This is a genomic window from Rhizobium sp. 18055, from assembly GCF_902706285.1.
In the GTDB taxonomy this organism is placed as follows: Bacteria; Pseudomonadota; Alphaproteobacteria; order Rhizobiales; family Rhizobiaceae; genus Rhizobium.
Map to the genome: position 1 here is coordinate 32,707 of NZ_CACSKD010000008.1, position 17,468 is coordinate 50,174.

The 17,468-nt window shown below is 61.7% G+C and carries 15 protein-coding genes; 2 read left to right on the plus strand and 13 right to left on the minus strand.

Annotated elements, in window-relative coordinates; all coding sequences use genetic code 11:
• Positions 1-11 precede the first annotated feature (11 nt).
• From GVL52_RS15320 to GVL52_RS15350, 7 genes are all read right to left on the minus strand, one after another.
• Positions 12-941 carry a carbohydrate ABC transporter permease gene (locus GVL52_RS15320; RefSeq protein ID WP_160008572.1) on the minus strand — a complete coding sequence of 310 codons (930 nt, stop codon included), beginning with the start codon at positions 939-941 and terminating at the stop codon, positions 12-14.
• Positions 934-2,097, minus strand: coding sequence for an ABC transporter ATP-binding protein (locus GVL52_RS15325; RefSeq protein ID WP_160008574.1), 1,164 nt, complete (start codon positions 2,095-2,097; stop codon positions 934-936). Before GVL52_RS15325 ends, GVL52_RS15320 begins: the two co-directional genes overlap by 8 nt.
• Positions 2,094-2,930, minus strand: coding sequence for a metallophosphoesterase (locus tag GVL52_RS15330; RefSeq protein ID WP_160008576.1), 837 nt, complete (start codon positions 2,928-2,930; stop codon positions 2,094-2,096). Before GVL52_RS15330 ends, GVL52_RS15325 begins: the two co-directional genes overlap by 4 nt.
• Positions 2,931-3,244: 314 nt before the next feature.
• A complete protein-coding gene (locus GVL52_RS15335; RefSeq protein ID WP_160008578.1) occupies positions 3,245-6,688 on the minus strand; it encodes a YhaN family protein in 3,444 nt (1,147 codons plus the stop codon).
• Positions 6,688-7,923, minus strand: a complete 1,236-nt coding sequence (locus tag GVL52_RS15340) for a DNA repair exonuclease (RefSeq protein ID WP_160008580.1) — start codon at positions 7,921-7,923, stop codon at positions 6,688-6,690. Before GVL52_RS15340 ends, GVL52_RS15335 begins: the two co-directional genes overlap by 1 nt.
• A gap of 180 nt (positions 7,924-8,103) precedes the next feature.
• A complete protein-coding gene (locus tag GVL52_RS15345; protein ID WP_160008582.1) occupies positions 8,104-8,808 on the minus strand; it encodes a hypothetical protein in 705 nt (234 codons plus the stop codon).
• A gap of 42 nt (positions 8,809-8,850) precedes the next feature.
• Entirely contained in the window at positions 8,851-9,810 is a 960-nt protein-coding gene (locus GVL52_RS15350) for a S1C family serine protease (protein ID WP_160008584.1), read from the minus strand.
• Positions 9,811-10,219: 409 nt separating this feature from the next.
• Between GVL52_RS15350 and GVL52_RS15355 the strand changes: the two genes are divergently transcribed.
• Entirely contained in the window at positions 10,220-11,275 is a 1,056-nt protein-coding gene (locus tag GVL52_RS15355) for a 3-deoxy-7-phosphoheptulonate synthase (RefSeq protein ID WP_160008586.1), read from the plus strand.
• Positions 11,276-11,775: 500 nt separating this feature from the next.
• On the opposite strand, the gene GVL52_RS15360 is transcribed toward GVL52_RS15355, so the two are convergent.
• The 6 genes from GVL52_RS15360 to GVL52_RS15385 are packed head-to-tail and all read right to left on the minus strand — an operon-like array spanning position 11,776 to position 16,409.
• Positions 11,776-12,348, minus strand: coding sequence for a nucleoside 2-deoxyribosyltransferase (locus GVL52_RS15360; protein ID WP_244619184.1), 573 nt, complete (start codon positions 12,346-12,348; stop codon positions 11,776-11,778).
• 5 nt (positions 12,349-12,353) lie between these two features.
• Entirely contained in the window at positions 12,354-12,935 is a 582-nt protein-coding gene (locus GVL52_RS15365) for an AAA family ATPase (protein ID WP_160008590.1), read from the minus strand.
• A 38-nt stretch (positions 12,936-12,973) separates the two neighbouring features.
• The gene (locus tag GVL52_RS15370; protein ID WP_244619185.1) at positions 12,974-13,744 is read right to left on the minus strand and encodes an ABC transporter permease; all 771 of its coding nucleotides are present in this window, start codon (positions 13,742-13,744) and stop codon (positions 12,974-12,976) included.
• A gap of 8 nt (positions 13,745-13,752) precedes the next feature.
• Positions 13,753-14,511: an ABC transporter permease gene (locus tag GVL52_RS15375; RefSeq protein WP_200847829.1), complete on the minus strand. Its 759-nt coding sequence runs from the start codon at positions 14,509-14,511 to the stop codon at positions 13,753-13,755.
• The gene (locus tag GVL52_RS15380; protein ID WP_160008592.1) at positions 14,511-15,326 is read right to left on the minus strand and encodes an ABC transporter ATP-binding protein; all 816 of its coding nucleotides are present in this window, start codon (positions 15,324-15,326) and stop codon (positions 14,511-14,513) included. The genes GVL52_RS15375 and GVL52_RS15380 overlap by 1 nt, the downstream gene beginning before the upstream one ends.
• A gap of 54 nt (positions 15,327-15,380) precedes the next feature.
• A complete protein-coding gene (locus GVL52_RS15385; protein ID WP_160008594.1) occupies positions 15,381-16,409 on the minus strand; it encodes an ABC transporter substrate-binding protein in 1,029 nt (342 codons plus the stop codon).
• A gap of 120 nt (positions 16,410-16,529) precedes the next feature.
• Between GVL52_RS15385 and GVL52_RS15390 the strand changes: the two genes are divergently transcribed.
• Positions 16,530-17,447 (plus strand): MurR/RpiR family transcriptional regulator, encoded by a 918-nt coding sequence (locus tag GVL52_RS15390; RefSeq protein WP_200847830.1) that lies wholly within the window; start codon positions 16,530-16,532, stop codon positions 17,445-17,447.
• Positions 17,448-17,468: the final 21 nt, after the last annotated feature.

Consider the following 17,468-nt stretch of genomic DNA (forward strand, 5'->3'; position numbering starts at 1 on the left):
GATGTTCGTACTCATGAGTAATGCACCCGGCGATCGAGGACGTTGTACTGGAGGAAGGTGAGCACCACGAGGATCGCGAGGAACACCACCGTCATCGCCGAGGCGTAACCGACGCGGAGATAGATGAAACCTTCCTGATAGATGCTGAAGAGCAGCACTTCGGACGCATGGTTCGGGCCGCCCTGGGTCAATGTCTGCACGGTCTCGAATACCTTGACCGAGTTGATGATGCTGATCGTGGTGACAAACAGCGTCGTCGGTCCAAGCATCGGCCAGGTGACCAGACGGAAACGATCGAATGACGAGCGGGCACCATCGACCTCAGCCGCGGCATAGAGTTCGCGCGGGATGGCGGTCAGGCCGGCGAGGAACAGCACCATGTTGAAGCCGACCGACTGCCAGACGCCGATGATCGACAGGCTGTAGAGGACGGTGCCGGAGGCGGCGAGCCAGTTGGGGCCGGGAATGCCCACCAGCGCCAGCAGGCTGTTGATCGGGCCGATGGTCGGGTGAAACAGGTACTGCCAGACGGTTGCCATGGCGACGATCAGCGAGGCGACCGGCAGAAAGTAGACCGTGCGGAAGAAACTGCGCGCGGTCGTCTCGCCCTCTATCAGCAGGGCGACACCGAGGCCGAGCAGGATCGATACGGGTGCCACGATCGCCGTGTAGCAGGTGGTGTTCCAAAGTGCCTTGCGGAAGGCGCGGTCATTGATCAGATGCGCGTAATTCTCGAAGCCGACGAAGCGGAACCTGCCCATGCCGAGCTCGAAATTGGTGAAGCCGAGGAAAATCACGGCAACGACGGGCAGCAGCACGAAGAGCACGATCAACACGATCGCGGGAAGCGCCAGCAGCCAAGCCGTGCGGGCTTCGTTGCGCTGATGGGCAGCGGTGGTCTTGCGAACTGCAGCTGCAATGTCGATGGCGATGCTAGCCATGCGCCCTCTCCAGTGTTGCATCGACGGTAAGCGGACTCGCCTGCAGGCGGTTGCCGTCCTCGGCGAACACCATCGCTTTGCCCGGGGACAACGAGAGGGTGACGGGCATTCCAGCCGAGATGCCGCTTGCTTCCGCCGGCGTCAGCTTGGCGATCATGATTTCGCCGATGGCATCGAGCTTGCAATAGAGGATGACTTCCGAGCCCAGGAACTCGATGCGCTCGACATGGGCGGCAAGACCGTCCTGCGGCGCGTTGGCCAGACGGACGAACTCAGGGCGAATGGCGAGGCTGACGTCGGCGCGGCCAGCGATGTAAGCCTGGAGGCCAAGCCGGATGCCACCAAAGGAAACCAGCCCGTTTTCAGCCAGTGCCGGCACCACGTTGATGCGCGGCTGACCGACAAAACGGGCGACTTCGATATGGGCAGGATCGTCGTAGATGACCTGCGGGCTGGCCAGCTGCAGCAGATTGCCGCCGATCATCACCGCGACACGGTCGGCCATCGACAGCGCCTCTGCCTGATCGTGGGTCACATAGACGGTCGGCACGCCGGCGCGGCGATGCAGTTCGACGATTTCACCGCGCGCATGCACGCGCAGATTGGCGTCGAGGTTGGAAAGCGGCTCGTCCATCAGGAACACGCTCGGTTGGCGCACCATGGCGCGGGCCAGCGCCACGCGCTGGCGCTGGCCGCCGGACATCTGGCCCGGCTTGCGATCGAGCAGATGGTCGATCTTCAGCGACTTCGCCATTTCCTTGACGTCGCGGGCAATCGCCGCGCGGGTGGTGCGCTGGCCGGGGACGAAGGAGCCGACGAACGGCAGGCGCTGCGTGCCCGAGAGGCGGCGCATGGCGAGCGGCACGGCAATGTTCTGGCCGGCCGTCAAATGCGGGTAAAGCGCGTAGGACTGGAAAACCATGGCGATGTTGCGATCGGCAGCGGCAATCGCCGACATGTCCTCGCCACCGATGACGATCTCCCCCTGATCGGCGTGATCGAGACCGGCAAGGATGCGCAGCAGCGTGCTCTTGCCGCAGCCCGACGGACCGACGAGCGCGATGAATTCACCCGACTCGACGTCGAGGCTGACGCCCTTGAGAATGGCGTTTCCGGAGAATGACTTGGTGATGCCGCGAAGCGAAAGCGCGCTCATTGCGCCCGCTCCGGCTGCTTCTTGTGGGCCGCCTGCGGATAGACTTCTTCGACAACATCATCAAGGAAATAGGCGGTCATCCCGGCAACTGCGACCAGTTCGGTGGTGACGTCCTCGCCGAGGTGGTGAATGGCGGCACCGACCAGACGCTCGCCGGGCATCTCGCGTTCCATCTTGTCGAGGATGAAGGCTGTCGGCGGCGCCCAGACGACCGAGGTCTGGCCGAATTCGCCCTTCCAGGTCCAGTGAAGATGGCCACTGCCAAAGAGCGCGACGTCATGGGCGGCGATCAGGTCGTAAAGCCGGCGGCGCTTTGTCGGACGCACGCTCCAATAGCCGGTGTCGCCTTCGTTGGCGTCATCCACGAAGAGTGGCTTGTGCGCGAAGATGGCGACACGGCGATCACCGCGCTCTGCCAGGGTCTTCTGCAGCCAGTCGAACTGCGCCTGCTCCTCGGCATCTTCAAAGCCCATCAGCAGGCTGTTGAGGCCGATGATGCGCCACTCGCCGATGTCCTGCACCCAATAGTCGGGGCCGACGATGTTGCGCCAGCGCGCCAAACGTTCCGGATTGACCGGCTGGGCCGAGCCAGGCAGGTGCCCGACGTCGTGGTTGCCGGGCACGATCAGCATCGGGATCGAAACTTCGCGCATCAGATCCATGGAGAAGGAGAGATCTTCGTCCTTGTCGGCACCATCGACGCTGAGATCGCCGGTATGGACGATCAGATCAGCGCCGGTTTCCTCGATCCAACTGACCAGCGGCGCCCAATTGCCGTTGAAATGCGGCTTGCTCGGGCTGAAATGTGTATCGGTGATATGAATGATCTTCACGGCGCTTCTCCAGTTCCAAGAAGCCGACCAAGCCCACGGCCGCCGACCTCTTCCGGCGCCTCTTTAAAGCGATCATGTGTCGTGGGCGTAACACGCCTTTCCACCCGTGTTTCATTTTCGTCATCGATCTGTCACGCGGGGCGCAATTTCTGCTCGCGGGAAACGCGTTACAGCATCGACAACGTACCACGCGATCGGGCGTACCTGAATCGCCGGCGCTCAGATCGAGGACGACCGAGATCACAATGATGTCGGGCGCGTGGTCTGACACGTTGAAGAGATTGAAGAAATGCAGGCAGAACGCTTGCGACCACTTACATGGTGATCACATCGACCTCGTCCGCCAGCGCCCGCCTTGCAATATCGACGACGCTGGCCTGATGGGTAAAGAGGATTGTCTGGAAAACATCGGATGTCGATGCCAGCGCCTTCAATCCCGATCGGGTGCGATCGTCATCGAAGGTCTGGAAGATGTCGTCGATGATCAGTGGCGCCGGTTCGTTACGCGAACAATAATCTTCGATGAACGCCAGCCTCAGCGCCAGATACAGCTGATCTCCCGTTCCTTCGCTCAACCCAGGTAGCGGAACGCGCTCGCCGCCTGAGCGCACCGCGGCCAGATGAAGCGTATCGTCCTCGCCATATTCCTGCGCGAGCCCGCCGAATGCACCCTCCGTCAAAGTGGAGAACAAGGCGCCGGCGCGGGTGATGACAGGGTCGGATTGAGCCTCGCGGTAGGCTTCCATCGAGGTGGCGAGCATCCGCGCGGCAAGCTTCAGAACCACCCATTGCCTGGCGAGATCCTTTGTCTCTTCTTCGGCCGACAGCCTCTCGAAGACAGCGTATTCGACACTCTTGGCCGTCTCCAGCTCATGCCGCTTCCGCTTGTTTTCGGCCACTTCAGCGGTCACGTCGCCAAGCCGGGCTACCAGCTCCGCATCCTCGCGATCAAGCTGCTCGACGGCAAGGCTCGCTTCTGCCCGGTCGAAACCGGCGAGCTGCGCACGAACATCGCTTTCGCTCAGGCCATTTGCCTGTTCGACAAAGCGTCGGCGGCTGGCCGCGAGGCTCGATTGCGCCGATCGTCTGTCGCGCATCCTTTGCAGCAGTGCTGCGGGATCGGTGTTCGGCGGCAGCGAACTGGTCAACTCTGAGAGTATGCTAGCGCAGCGCAAAGCCTCCTGCTCGTATCGCCCCTGCGACAACTCGGCGATCCCAAGGTCGGAAACCAGCCTCACGCGCCTTTGCTGCTCGGCGCTTTCCGCTACCGCGCGCTGATGAAGCATATCGATCGCGGCATCGGCCGACAGTTGCGCAAGATCCGGAGCCACGTCCGTGGTCAGCGCGCTGATGCTCTCCTCGAATGCTGTGATATCACGCGCCATGCCTTTCACCCGCCGGTCGCGGTTCGCCCGTTCGGCCAGAACCAGCGGCACCTGTTTCCAGACCTCCAGGATGGCTTCGGCCATCTCGATCGTCGCACCCTCGCCAAGGCCGAGCTCCGATGTGACATCGGAGAATTCGAGCTGCCAACGCTCGGTCCGCACGGTTAGCGCCTCGGCTTCGGTTTCGAGGTCTCTGATGCTTTCAAGGCTCGACGTGCGCTTGCCCTCCGTGGCGCGGCTCTCGCTCCAGCGCTGCTCCATGGCGTCGAGATGGCGCGCAAGAGCCTTTCCAAGTGCTGCACAGGGAAGCGCACGCGCATCGCTGAGGCCAGTGTCGCGGGCGATGTCGGCAAGCACCGGCGCGATCCGCTCCTCGCTTAACCTTAGAACAGACAACTCATCGGCCAGGACGTTCGTCGCCGCTCGTTGACCAGCCAGCACGTCGATCGCGCGCCGCCACTCGATCATCTGTTCGCAGCCAAGCGGCGAGACACCGGATAGCGCAAACAACGCCCGGTAATCTGCCTCAAGCGCGCCAAGCTTCTGTTTCGCCTCCTGCGCCTCGGCCTCCAGCCGCTCCTGCGTCTTGACCAGCTCGGTCGAGCGCAATTGCAGATGTGTGTGCCGCGCCACTCTCTCGGCATTGGCAAGCGCCAGATCCGCGAGCCGATCGGCCTGCGACATGGCGGCTTCCACACCGACACGCGCTGCCGGTGCCGGGGCGGCCGCGAACTCGCGCCAGAGGTTGTCACGAAGCTTTCGCTCGCCCATTATCTCGTCACGCGTGACGATGACATCGCCACCTTCGAGGCGCGCCATCTCGCCGGAAACAGTGTGAGCTTCCGAGACCGCGCCGGCGAGTTGGCCTGCAACGTCCCGGACGACCGCGGAAGCCGCATCGATCAACCGCCGGTGGTCGGACAGCGTCGATACGTCAGGAAGCGGGACGGCGACGATCTGATCGAGGCTCGAGATCGCAGGGCTGAGGCGGCCGATCCCGTCATCAAGCTCCGAACGTGCGCGATCGACGCGCACCTGCAGGCCGTCAATACGGGCGATATCGCCAAGTTCAGCCTGGAGTGCCGTGAGCCGGTCGGCATGTTGACGCGGATCGACGGGCTGCGGGCCGTCATAGATGCTTTCCAGATCCCTGAGGTAAGCGCGTTCCCTGGCGAGGTTTCGTTCGATCTCGGAATGCGCCCGCCGCAACTCGCGCCCGATCTCCTTCAGTTGCTGCAACTGGGCCAGAACGGCATCCGTCGGCTGCAAGATCTCCAGCTGCGCGACATCGACATCCAGCCCGAGCTTGCGCATCAACTGGCCAAGCCGCAGGTCGAAATCGTCCACTTCTCCGCGGACCCGGGCAATATCGGCTTTCGCCGAAAGATACGCAGACTTCCCCGCATATCGCTCGATGATCTTGCCGGCAGCGGCGAACAACCCCTCATCGACCTGGGCAACGCTCAACGCGTCACGCAGGCGCAGGACCTCCCCTCGCGCCAGGCTTTCCTTCTCGACAGCCTGGCGATGCGCGTCACTGGCCGCATCGAGCCGCTCTTCCGTATCGGCAAGCGGTTCAATGTCTTGGAAGACGGCAACCGCCGCTTCATCCGCGTCAATCTCCCGCATCAGGGGCTCGAGGTTGCGCAATGCCGTAAGCCGGCTGTGCTCCCGCCTTTTCTCAAGGCGCTGCGCCTGCAGCGCGGCCAGTGCCGCAGCAGAGCTTTCGCCCTGCTCCACGAGCCGCTTCCAGTCGCCGGACTTGAGTTCGTGTTCGCGCTCGGATTTGCGCGCCTCTTCGTGGCGCTCCAGCGCCTGGTAGAAAAGCCTATCCTTCGAGCGCCGCTGCGCGAAAATCCCTTCGGCATCATTGTCGAGCGATCGCCGGAGGTTGGTCAGCCCGGTCAGCCCTGAGGCGGCGGAAAACAGCAGGCTGCCGATCTCTCCGCCGCTCTGAAGCATCGCGGCGGCACCTGTTCGAAGCCGGTCTGTATCCAGCCCGAAAGCGCGCTCGAACACCGGGCGACCCATGGCGCCCAGGAACGCGGCCAGCGCATCGTCAGCAAGCGGCGCCTCCTGATCGGAATGGGCAAGAAGCGTGTTCTTGCGTCCCCGGCGGCGGCGAAACTGCAGGCGATTGCCGTTGCGGGCACTGATCTCGGCGGCCACTCTGAGTGTTGACGCGTCATGGGTGAAGGCCTGCTCGACCTCGTGGGGAAAGCCGAACAGCAGATCCGAGATCGCCTTCAGCGCCGAGGACTTTCCCGCCTCGTTGGCACCATAGACGATATGAAGCTTGGCATTTGAACGGAACTCGAGGGTCCTGTCCGTCAGTGCGCCGTAGCGCAGGATGTCAAGGCGATCAAAACGCATCAGTCGGCCCCTTCGCCGCGGGCGAGAAGCAGCTTGCGGGCCTCCTCGATCAGTGCGTCGATGCTCACATCCAGCGGCAGGTCGCCAGCACCGATGCCCGCCGGCAGCTTGGGCAGGATCGCGGACATCAGGATCTCGGCCTCGGCTTGCAGATCGGCCTCCTTGCCATGCTCGGCAACGAGCCGCCCGAGATCAAGCACGGCGCCATCCGCCTTGACCGCAAGCTGCGGTTCGATGATCAGCAATTCGAGCTTTTCCAGCCAGATGTCTTCGTGTGCCCGATGGCAAGCGGCCTGAACCTCGTCGATCCATTGCTGGCGTTGTGCGACGAACTGCCGGTGCAGCCTTGACGCACCGCGAAGCCGGATACGCAAGGCCGTCGTGCGGTCTTCGGCTTCCGCGCGGATCGACCGGGCGGACTGCTCGACGAGCTGCAATATCTCGGCCGCACTATGATCGACATCGATGGCGATTTCAGCCATGGCAAAGCGGGCTTCATCGACAATCAGGCGCTCAACGGACGCCTGCCCGTCATCGACGCTGACAAGAACCGCTCCCTTGGCGCCCTGCTCCCGGACGCTGCGGCCCTGCAGATTTCCAGGGAAGACGATGAGCGGATCGGATGCCACCTGCTCGTAGTCGTGAACGTGGCCAAGCGCCCAATAATCATATCCACGCGAGCGCAGGTCATCCACGGAACAGGGCGCATAGGGCGCGTGAGGCTCCCTGCCCGTCAGCGACGTGTGCAGGACGCCAATGTTGAAACTGCCCTTGACCGGGACGGGATAGTTGAGCGCCAGATTGTCATTGGCGGATCGCTCCGCAAAACCCTGCCCATGCAGCACCACCTTCAGGTGATCGATGGTGACAGAACCGGGCTTCGATGTCGGAAATTCGTGGACGTTGCCCGGCAACGTGATCGTCTTGGTGATAACGCTGAGCGCATCGTGATTGCCGCGAAGCAGGTAGACAGGAATGCCGGCGCGGTCCAGGCGGCCCATTTCGCGATTGAAAAACAGACCGATCTTGTTGTCCTTCCAGTCCCCGTCATAGACATCGCCGGCGATGACGAAGAAATCGACGCCGAGTTCGATCGCGCGGCTGACAAGGGTCGAGAACGCCCGACGGCTTGCCTCCACGAATATGGCCGCAATGTCGGCATCCTTGAGCGCCAACCCCTGAAACGGGCTTCCCAGATGCAGGTCGGCGGCGTGAATGAATCTGAAGGATGTCATGACTGGATCTGTGCTCTCAAATTCGGTCTGATTCTAAAAGCCCAGTCACGCGATTGATACGCCGCAGGGCCCAAAATGAGCGCGCGGCGCGGGATAGCCACATGTTTTTGGCGGAAGACTGACAATGCAAAGGCGCGCGGGGCCAAGGCTCCGCCACGCCAGCGCATCAGATGATAGCGGTCAAGCTTTCGGTTCACCCTCTGGGGCAACCATTGACTTGGGCACGCCGCTGCCGACGAAGAGCGGCGTTACGTTCGACGTTTCGTTGGCAATCGCGCGCTGCACCTTATGACGCCTGCTCCATAGCGCAGTCATCTCGGTGACCTTGGCCTGCATGCCGTCGCGTGGGCGATAAAACGCCGGACGCTCGGGACGAGGCACGGAATAGGCAGCGCTCAGTGCTTCCATCAGATCCAGCGCCCGCAAACCAAGCCGCGAAAACTCCTCGGCCCGATGCTCGAAGTAGTCGCCGAAATCGGGCGACGATATATCGAGCGATTCCAGAGCCTCGACAGCGTTGCGCAGGCGGTTCGGCAGCCAGATAACCTCGTCTATCATGTCCGGCTTCAGCAGAGCCCAGTTGGCATCGCGAGGCAGGACCAGTGTCGGGTCATCGGTATGGAGGATGAAATCGCCGGGATCTGCCGGATTGAACTCCGGCTCATCATGCGCAGCCGCATAACAGCCGCCAACGAAATCATCCAGTGCCAGAACCGTTCGCATTGCCAGATCGCGCGCCGCGGCATCATGCTTTGCTTTGGTCTGCGCGCGGGAAGCATTCCGCTTCAGCGGCGCTGAGATAATCCAGCCAACCAGTACGCCAATCAGGGCGATGGCTGCGCCCAGGAAGATCGTACCCTGCGTCGAATTCAAAAAGGCGCTCAATTGCTATATTCCTCACGACTCGGTGTTCGGCAAACCATCATACTACGAAGGCCGCGCAGTTGGCGTCAGATACTTCGTCTCGATCATACCCTGAACGGAGAAGATCAGAAACGATGTTTCCTGGCCGATTCTATCGCCATCCATCAAGCGGATGACGTCGTCAATACCGGCAACGGCTTTTCCGTCGATCGCCAGAATGACATCACCCTCCTTCAGGCCGCCGATCTCCGCCGGGCTACCGGGTTCGACACGGCGCAGACGAACCGATGTCGTCTGGGCAACGCCTGCCTCAAGCGCCACGCGCCGGTGCAGGGCGATTGTATCGGCGGAGATGCCGATATAGCCATGCCTTACCCGGCCGAAGCGCAGGAGCTCGGACACGACATAGTTGGCCGTGTTCGATGCGACGGCGAAGGCGATGCTCTGCGCGCCTTGAATGACGGCTGTGTTGACGCCGATCACCTCGCCGCTCGAGGAAATCAGCGGCCCGCCGGAATTGCCGGGGTTCAAGGCAGCGTCCGTCTGTATCACATCGTCGATCAGACGGCCATTGGCCGCACGCATCGAACGCCCGAGAGCCGAAACGATGCCAGCAGTGACGGTCCATTCGAAGCCGAGCGGATTGCCGATCGCAATGGCGATCTGGCCTCTGCGCAACTGCTGCGAATCGCCGAGACGCGCCCAGGCACCAACACTCGAATTCGCCCGGATCAGCGCAATATCGGTATCGGGGTCACGTCCCAGCACCCGCCCTTCCGTGACAAGACCCTCCGGGGTCTTGATCCTGACGGCCTTGGCATCCTCGACAACGTGGTTGTTGGTGACGATCAGGCCATCGGGCGATATTGCAAAGCCGGACCCATGGCCGGCACGCCCGCCGATCCGCTCGATGCGACTGACCGCCGGCCCGACCAGCTCGACGGCGCCGGAAATACTGTGAGAGTAGGCGTCAATCAGTTGGTCATCGGTGGCGGCAACGATATCCCTATCGATCATTCCCATGGCAATACTCCTCCGATGCTCCTACGGAGATCGGATATTAACGACCGGCGACTGCATGCTGGAGGCTGCCGGTGCAGCGAGTTGAACTTGCATATGAGATGAGGATGCGACAATGCGGTTTCAAGCCATGGGTACCCGCGCTGCATAGCCGCCTTGTCCACAGGCACTTTTGATAGGCCACCGATTTCGCCCTGTGGTTATTGCTGCCGGACAGGTGACAAGGCTCAAAGCTTGTTGTAGGAGACAATCCATGTTGTCTGGCTGCACCCACGTTTCCCGATTTTATTACTTCCGCGAATGCGTGCGGAGGCTGGGAAACGCGTAAGTCGAGATACGCATTTTAACCCCACCAACCGCTAGTCAACCTGGCGGTTTTTTATGCGCCCGGTATGACCTCCTGGAGAATACCGTGTCTAAATCCACTGATGACCTGCGCATTGCCAACATCGTCGAACTGTCGACGCCCGCCCGCATTATCGACGAACTGCCTCGCGACGAAACCGTCAGCAGCACCGTCATAAACGCGCGAAGCGACGTCCATGACATCCTGACCGGAAAAGACGACCGCCTGCTGGTCGTGGTCGGCCCCTGCTCCATCCATGACCCGATCGCCGCCATCGACTACGCCAAGCGGCTCGCCGGAGAGCGCGAACGGTTGAAGGGCGATCTGGATATCGTCATGCGCGTCTATTTCGAAAAGCCCCGCACGACCGTCGGCTGGAAGGGCCTGATCAACGACCCCAACCTCGACGGCAGTTTCCGCATCGAGGACGGCCTTCGCATCGCACGCAAGCTTCTGCTCGACATCAACGAGATGGGCCTGCCTGCCGGATGCGAGTTCCTCGACACCATCACGCCGCAATACATCGCCGACCTGGTGAGCTGGGGCGCGATCGGCGCGCGCACGACCGAAAGCCAGGTGCATCGCGAGCTTGCTTCCGGTCTGTCCAGCGCGATCGGTTTCAAGAACGGCACGAGCGGTGACGTCAGGATCGCGCTTGACGCGATCATGGCAGCATCCCAGCCGCATCATTTCCCTGCCGTGACGAAAGACGGCCGCGCGGCCATCGCCTCGACACGCGGCAACGAGGATTGCCACGTGATCCTGCGCGGCGGCAAGGAGCCGAATTACGATCACGCAAGCGTCGAAGCTGCCGCCGCCGCATCAGTTGCAGCCGGGCTTCAGCCTCGCATCATGATCGACGCCAGCCATGCCAACAGCCGCAAGAACCCCGACAACCAGCCGGCGGTTCTGCAGGATATCGCCCAGCAACTGGCGGCCGGCGATAGCCGGATCATCGGGGCGATGCTCGAAAGCAACATCGTTGGCGGAAGACAGGAACTGGTCGAAGGCAAACCACTGACATATGGCCGGAGCATCACCGACGGCTGCATCGACTGGCCGACAACGATCGTGGCACTGGAAACGCTCGCTGAAGGCGTGCGCGCACGGCGCAAGCGTTAAGGTCGGCTACTCCGGGACATAGCGACTCCGGTTCGTCAGCGCACTATCGATGGTGTGCAGACGGATCGGAGAACCACAAAGGTGCTTCACCACAGGCCGTTGCGGCTGACTTTATGGAAGTTGCTTTGATCAGTGCCGTGAGATGGCTCCAGACAACGGATCGCCCGGATCAAAACAGGAAGCCGCGACCGGTAGCGCTCGTCACATGGACGAAACGGCACCGGTCGCGGCAACAGCCTTGGGAGGCTTTTCTGTGGTCCGCCGCTCGCTGGACGCCAGCCCACCTAGCCCACAGATATATCAGCGTCGATACACACATAAGTGACCGACTTTGCTAAGATTTTGGACTTGACCCTGCGGAACAAGGCTCCGCAGGTCTCGGCCAGAGAGGCACGCATGGGGTGCGCGCTTTTGTCCTATCGAACATCCCGCCTGGAGGCGGAAGCCGGAGTCATCAGACGCGCTCGCGGGACCACCCTGTCGGCACGCGTGTCATCACCTCAGCCCAATCGCCGTTTTGCCTCGATCAGGCATTCTTCAAATGCCGCCACGTCGTTGTAAAGGTCACCGCTTGGCACGTCGCGCCGGATGAGGACGCCGCCGCTTTCATCGACGCTGGCGTCCAGCATGAGATTGTCGACCATGCCGTGGTTTTCCACCATCATTCCATCGGGACCGCGGATATAGCCATCGCTTTGTCGCGTAGCCTTACCCTCGTAAAAGTCCTCGGTCAGCCTCTCGAAATAGCCTCTGGCGCTGTTCGTATAGGCAAACACCGGCTTGCCGAGAGCGCGCATGAAGCCGACTTCGAACGCGGTTCCGACATCGGCCGCGATCCCGCGGAAAGGCGTGAGATTGGCGATGACGAAGTCGGACTCCCGCATCATGCGCTCATTCGCAGCGCTGATCTGACAACCGAAGGCAAAGGCCGAGACGCCCTTCGGGTCGAGATCATTCTCCGCCATCGTGCTCGGCTCGAAGCCATAGCTCAGCGCGAGTTCGCCCTTATGCCGCATGACGTCATCGCCGTTCGGAAAGAAAACGTCCGGTCCAGCGATGTATACTTTCAGCATCTTGCTCATTTCAGCCTGCCATCGGCCAGCGCCTTCATGATCCAGTCGCGATAGGTCTGGTCCTTGTCCTCGATCTCGGGAATGACGCGCGACGCTTCCGACATGAAGAACAGGTAGTCGCGGCCCATTTCCTGTCCGCGGCGCGTGTGCATATCCAGCGCGACATCCGGGATCTCCGGCAGGCGGTCGCCAAGACCGGTGACGTGCTTGGCCCAGTTCACCATGTCGTCGGTGGTACGGTCCTTCTTGCTACCCGAGAGGACACGAACGGCATGGGCAGCGAACAGGAAGCGATCACCCTGCGGACGCGGATAGCGCTTGTGCTGCTGGTAAAGCGTCTCGATCAAGACCGGCGCATCCAGCCGTCCAAAACCGATATCCTCGACGGCGATGACGCAAAGGCGCGACCACAGCATCTCTTCCATCTCGGGACTGGTGATGAACATCTCCCAGGCGAGCAGCAGAACATTATCGGTCATCCCGCGGCGCAGGCACTTCTGCAACGCCGAGATCACCTCGTCGGCATGAAAGCCGTGTTCGGTCGTTGTACGCTGCCATGGATCCGGCGGCTGTTGAACTTTGACCATTGATTGTACTCCTAACGTGTTGGGAACTGAGAAAGCTGCTATTTCCAGCGGGCATTCACCCGCCGCTCCGCCGTCAGCGCCAGGCCGAAGCAGAGGACAGAGGTTACGGTGGCAATGATCGAGGTGCCGAAGGCACGCTCCATGGCAAATCGACCGGCCGCTTCGCGGAACATGTAGCCAAGTCCTGATGTGCCCATCAGCAACTCGGCCAGAATGGCGGCGAGAACCGCCTCCGGCGCCGTCAGTCGCAATGCCACCATAAGGCTCGGCACCGATGCCGGCAGCACCAGACGCCTGAACCGCTGCCACCGGCTGGCGCCAAGCGCCGTGAACAGATCGTCCGTACCGGCCGGGATCGACCGCAATCCGGCGCCGGCGAAGACAAAGGTCGGGAAGAAAGCCGAGATCGCGACGATCGCCAGCACCGTGTAGACATTATAGCCAAGTAGCCGGGCAATGATCGGGATCAGCGCCACAACCGGGATCGACGAGAACACCAGGCCGAAGGGTGTCAGCAACCCGTTGAGGATTCTCGACGCCCAGGCGACGACCGCAAGCAGCACGCCGGCAGCGAACCCTGTTGCCAGGCCGAGAAAAGCGACGAGCAGCGTCTCGCTGGCATTGCTGATGTAGACTGCCGGATTGCCGGCCATATCCGCAACGACATCTGCGGGGCTTGGCAGCACCACGGCATTGACGCCGCCAATCGTGACCCATAGCTGCCAGATCGCGAGAATGCCAAGCACGCCCCAATAGCGGCTGACGATCATGGCAAACAACCGCATTGCCCGCTTGGGTCTGGTTTGCACGAGCGCCTTCATTGGAACCGCGCCTTCACCAACCGTTCGACGATGCTCATCAGTCCGAAGAGCGCAAGCGATGTGACGGTGGTGACAAGAACGGCACTCCACAACAGCGGGATCTGGAAATTCTGCATCGCGCTGACCATTAGCAGCCCCAGCCCGCGCGAGGCGCCGAACCACTCGCCGACGATGCCGCCGATGAAAGCGACGGGAATGGCGAGTTTCAGGCCCGAGACGACGGAAGGCATTGCCGCCGGCAGATCCAGTCGCCAGAAGCGCGTCAGCGGGCTCGATCCGAACACCCGAAACAGGTCGTTGTGGCCGGGAGACGATGCCGAAAACCCTGACGTGGTCGCAACGTAGATCAGGTAGAAGACGCCGAGCCCCGAGATTGCCGCCGCTGTCGAATTGCGCTCGATCGTCACCATGAAGAGCGGTCCAAGCGCAATCAACGGGATGGCATGAATGAGTGCGACCAGCCGATCGATACCGGGTCGCAGCCCGATCACCACATGGCCAAGCATTGCCACTGCGATACCACCGAGCGCGCCGCCGATATAGCCGAGCGCGACAGAGGAAAAGGTGGCAAGTGTTGCGCGAACCATCAGCGCGCGTTTCGCCGGGTCGAACAGGAATGCGAGAACCGTGGTCAGCGGCGGCCAGGTGAGGCCGGCAAGCTTCAGTTCGCCGATCACCTGCCACAGGCCGAGAAACAGGCCGACGCCGATCAGTCCGAGCAGGAAGCGCTGTCCCATGTCGCCGAAAGCACGCATCACGGGTGTCCGGCTTCGTTCGGTTCGAGCGCCAGCGTGAGATCGTCGGCAAGCGCATGAAACAGAGGATCGCGCATCAGCGACGGCAGCCGGGGACGATCGAAAGGAACCGCGACGTCCTTGATGATGCGCCCCGGCCGGCCGCTCATGACCAGAACGCGATCGGCCAGAAACAGCGCTTCATCGACCGAATGCGTCACAAGCAGGGTGGTGATTTTCTGGGCGCTCCAGATGCGTTGTAGCTCGACGTTCATCTGCCGCCGCGTCACCGCATCCAGCGCGCCGAACGGCTCGTCCAGCAGCAGCACGTCAGGCTCCAGCACCAGCGACCGCGCGATCGAGGCACGCTGGCGCATCCCACCCGACAACTGCCGGGGCTTGGCATTCTCGAACTCAGTCAACCCGACAAGAGCAAGCAGTTCCGACACGCGCTGCCTATCGACCCGCCGGCCGGCGATCTGAAACGGCAGAGAGACGTTGGAGGCGATATCGAGCCAGGGAAGCAGCGCGTGATCCTGGAACGCTACGCCCAAACGGTGCGTTTTGCTGACGAGGTTGGGTGAGACGCCCTCGATCGTCGCCTGGCCCGCTGACGGCGCTTCGAGAGCGGCGACGAGCCTGAGGATCGTGCTTTTGCCGCATCCGGATGGCCCGAGCAGTGCGACGAACTCGCCCTTGCCGATGCGCAGGTCGATATCGTCAAGCGCACGCACCTCGTCGCCATTGTCGAGCGTGTAAGACTTGCTCACGCCGTCGAGGTGGATCGCCGGCTGAGGGCCACTGATTGTTGAGGCGTTCAAGGCATGCTCCGCCATGAGGGTACCGGCCGCCCTAGAGGGCTGCTAACCTGGATGATTGGCATACGGGCTTCACAGCGATGCAATGGCGTCTTCAAGCGGCGACAGATCGACGATATCGGCCGTCGCCGGCATCTTGGCATGGCCTGCCGATTTGGCGATCTCGGCGATGGTCGATTGAACGACCGCCGGATCGAACCAGAAGGGCCCGCGCGATCCTGCTGTCTCGATCAACGGGATACCCAGCTCGTTCTGGCGGATCTGCTGCTTGAGTTCCAGCCCGTAATCGGCGCCATACTTGTCGATGATGAGCTGCGCGGCCACCTTTGGGTCCTTGGAATTTTCGCGCCAGCCACGAATGAGCGCCTTCAGATAGGCAACCACCAGCGGACGGTTTTCGGCGACATAGGACTTCTTCGCAACGATGATGCCGGCTGGCGTCTTGTAGCCGAGCGTGTCCATCAGTGTCACATGAAAATCGACGCCTTCCTTCATGCCCATGGTTTCGAGCGTGATTGGCTGATTGGTCGCGAATGCGAAATAGGCATCGCCATCACCGGCCAGAAGCGGCTCGGGCGAGAAGCCGGTCGGCACCAAAGTGTAATCGAGCGGCAGGCCGGCCTTGGTGAGGATATAGTCGACCGTATTCTTGTCTGCCGGCATCTGGGTGAGGATGCGGGCGCCGACCAGATCCTTCGGCTCAAGGACCGGGCGCTTTGCCAGCGACAGGATCGCGGCCGGGCTGGTCGGGAATGCGGCGCCGAGGACGACGAAATCATTGCCCTTCTCGACCGTTTCGAGGAATGGCATCCAGTCGGCACCGGCATAGTCCGCCTTGCCGGCAGCGAGGCTGACGAGCACACCCGGCGCATTCGGGCCACCAGGCGTATATTTGATGTCGATGCCGCCCTCGGCGAAGTAGCCCTTTTCGATGCCGACCCAGAGACCCGCATATTCCGCGTTCGGAATCCAGCCAAGCGCCGTCGTTACCGGAGCCAGCGCTTGTGCAGCGGCGGGTCTGGAGCATAATGCCATGCTCAGCCCGGCGGCTCCCAGAAGAACCTGCCTGCGGCTGGCGGACATACTGAATGAAGATGGCATGTGGTGAGGACTCCATAGCGTCGCCGCTGGCACGGTTTTGTGGAAGAAACTGGATATTTATTTTATTACAGGTCATGCTATCCAATGTAATAAATATTTCAATAGCCCATGAGGAAAAAATTGGCAGACATCAACAGGCGCCAAAAAAATGGGCTTCCGGCTCAAACGCTGGTGGCGGAGCGGATTGCCAAGCACTATCCGACCCTGTCGTCGGCGCTGCGCCAGTTCGCTGATTTCGTACTCGCCGAACCACTCAGGCTGGCGAGGCTGAGCATCCATGATGCCGTCGCCGAGGTTGGGGTTTCCGTCGCTACCGCCAACCGGTTTGCAACCGCCATCGGCTTCGAAGGCTATCCCCACTTTCGGACGGAGCTGATCCGCGGCTTCGAAACATTGTTCGAGCCGGTTGAACGTCTGAAGCAGAAGGTCGCCGAGGGGCATTCGCCGCATTCGGCCATGATCGCCTCGATGCGCGAGGACATTGCCAACCTGGAGGCAACAATCCGCAACCTGACCAATGATCGGGCCGAGCAGGCCGTCGATATGATCATCGGCGCCAAGCGCATCTTTATCGTCGGCTTTGAAAATGCCGGGCATCTCGCCGCCATCATGGCCTGCCGCCTGGAACTGACCGGCGCCAATGTCCGGGTGATCGAGAATAGCGGCGGTGCTGTCGGTGCTGCCCGGCAGCTCTACAAGTTCGGGCCAGACGACCTGGTGATCGCCATCGCCTTCTCGCTCTACATGCGCGATACCATCGTCATCGCCGGCCACGCCAAACGACACGGAATCCCGCTGCTTTCAATCACCGATCATCTGAAATCGCCGCTCGCCGCACTGGGCGATCTATCTCTCTTCGTCGAAGCCTATCACGAATACAATCCGCCATCGGACACGGCGATTCTTGGGCTGATCGAAGGGCTGGTCGCCGGCGTCGCCAGCAAGTCGCCCGGCGCAGCAGATGTTGCCGAACGCTTTGCTGCGTTTTCCTACCCGTGGATGCTCAGCGCCGATGCTGATTGGTCGCCGATCAAGTAGCGAGGCGGTCTTGAAAAACCC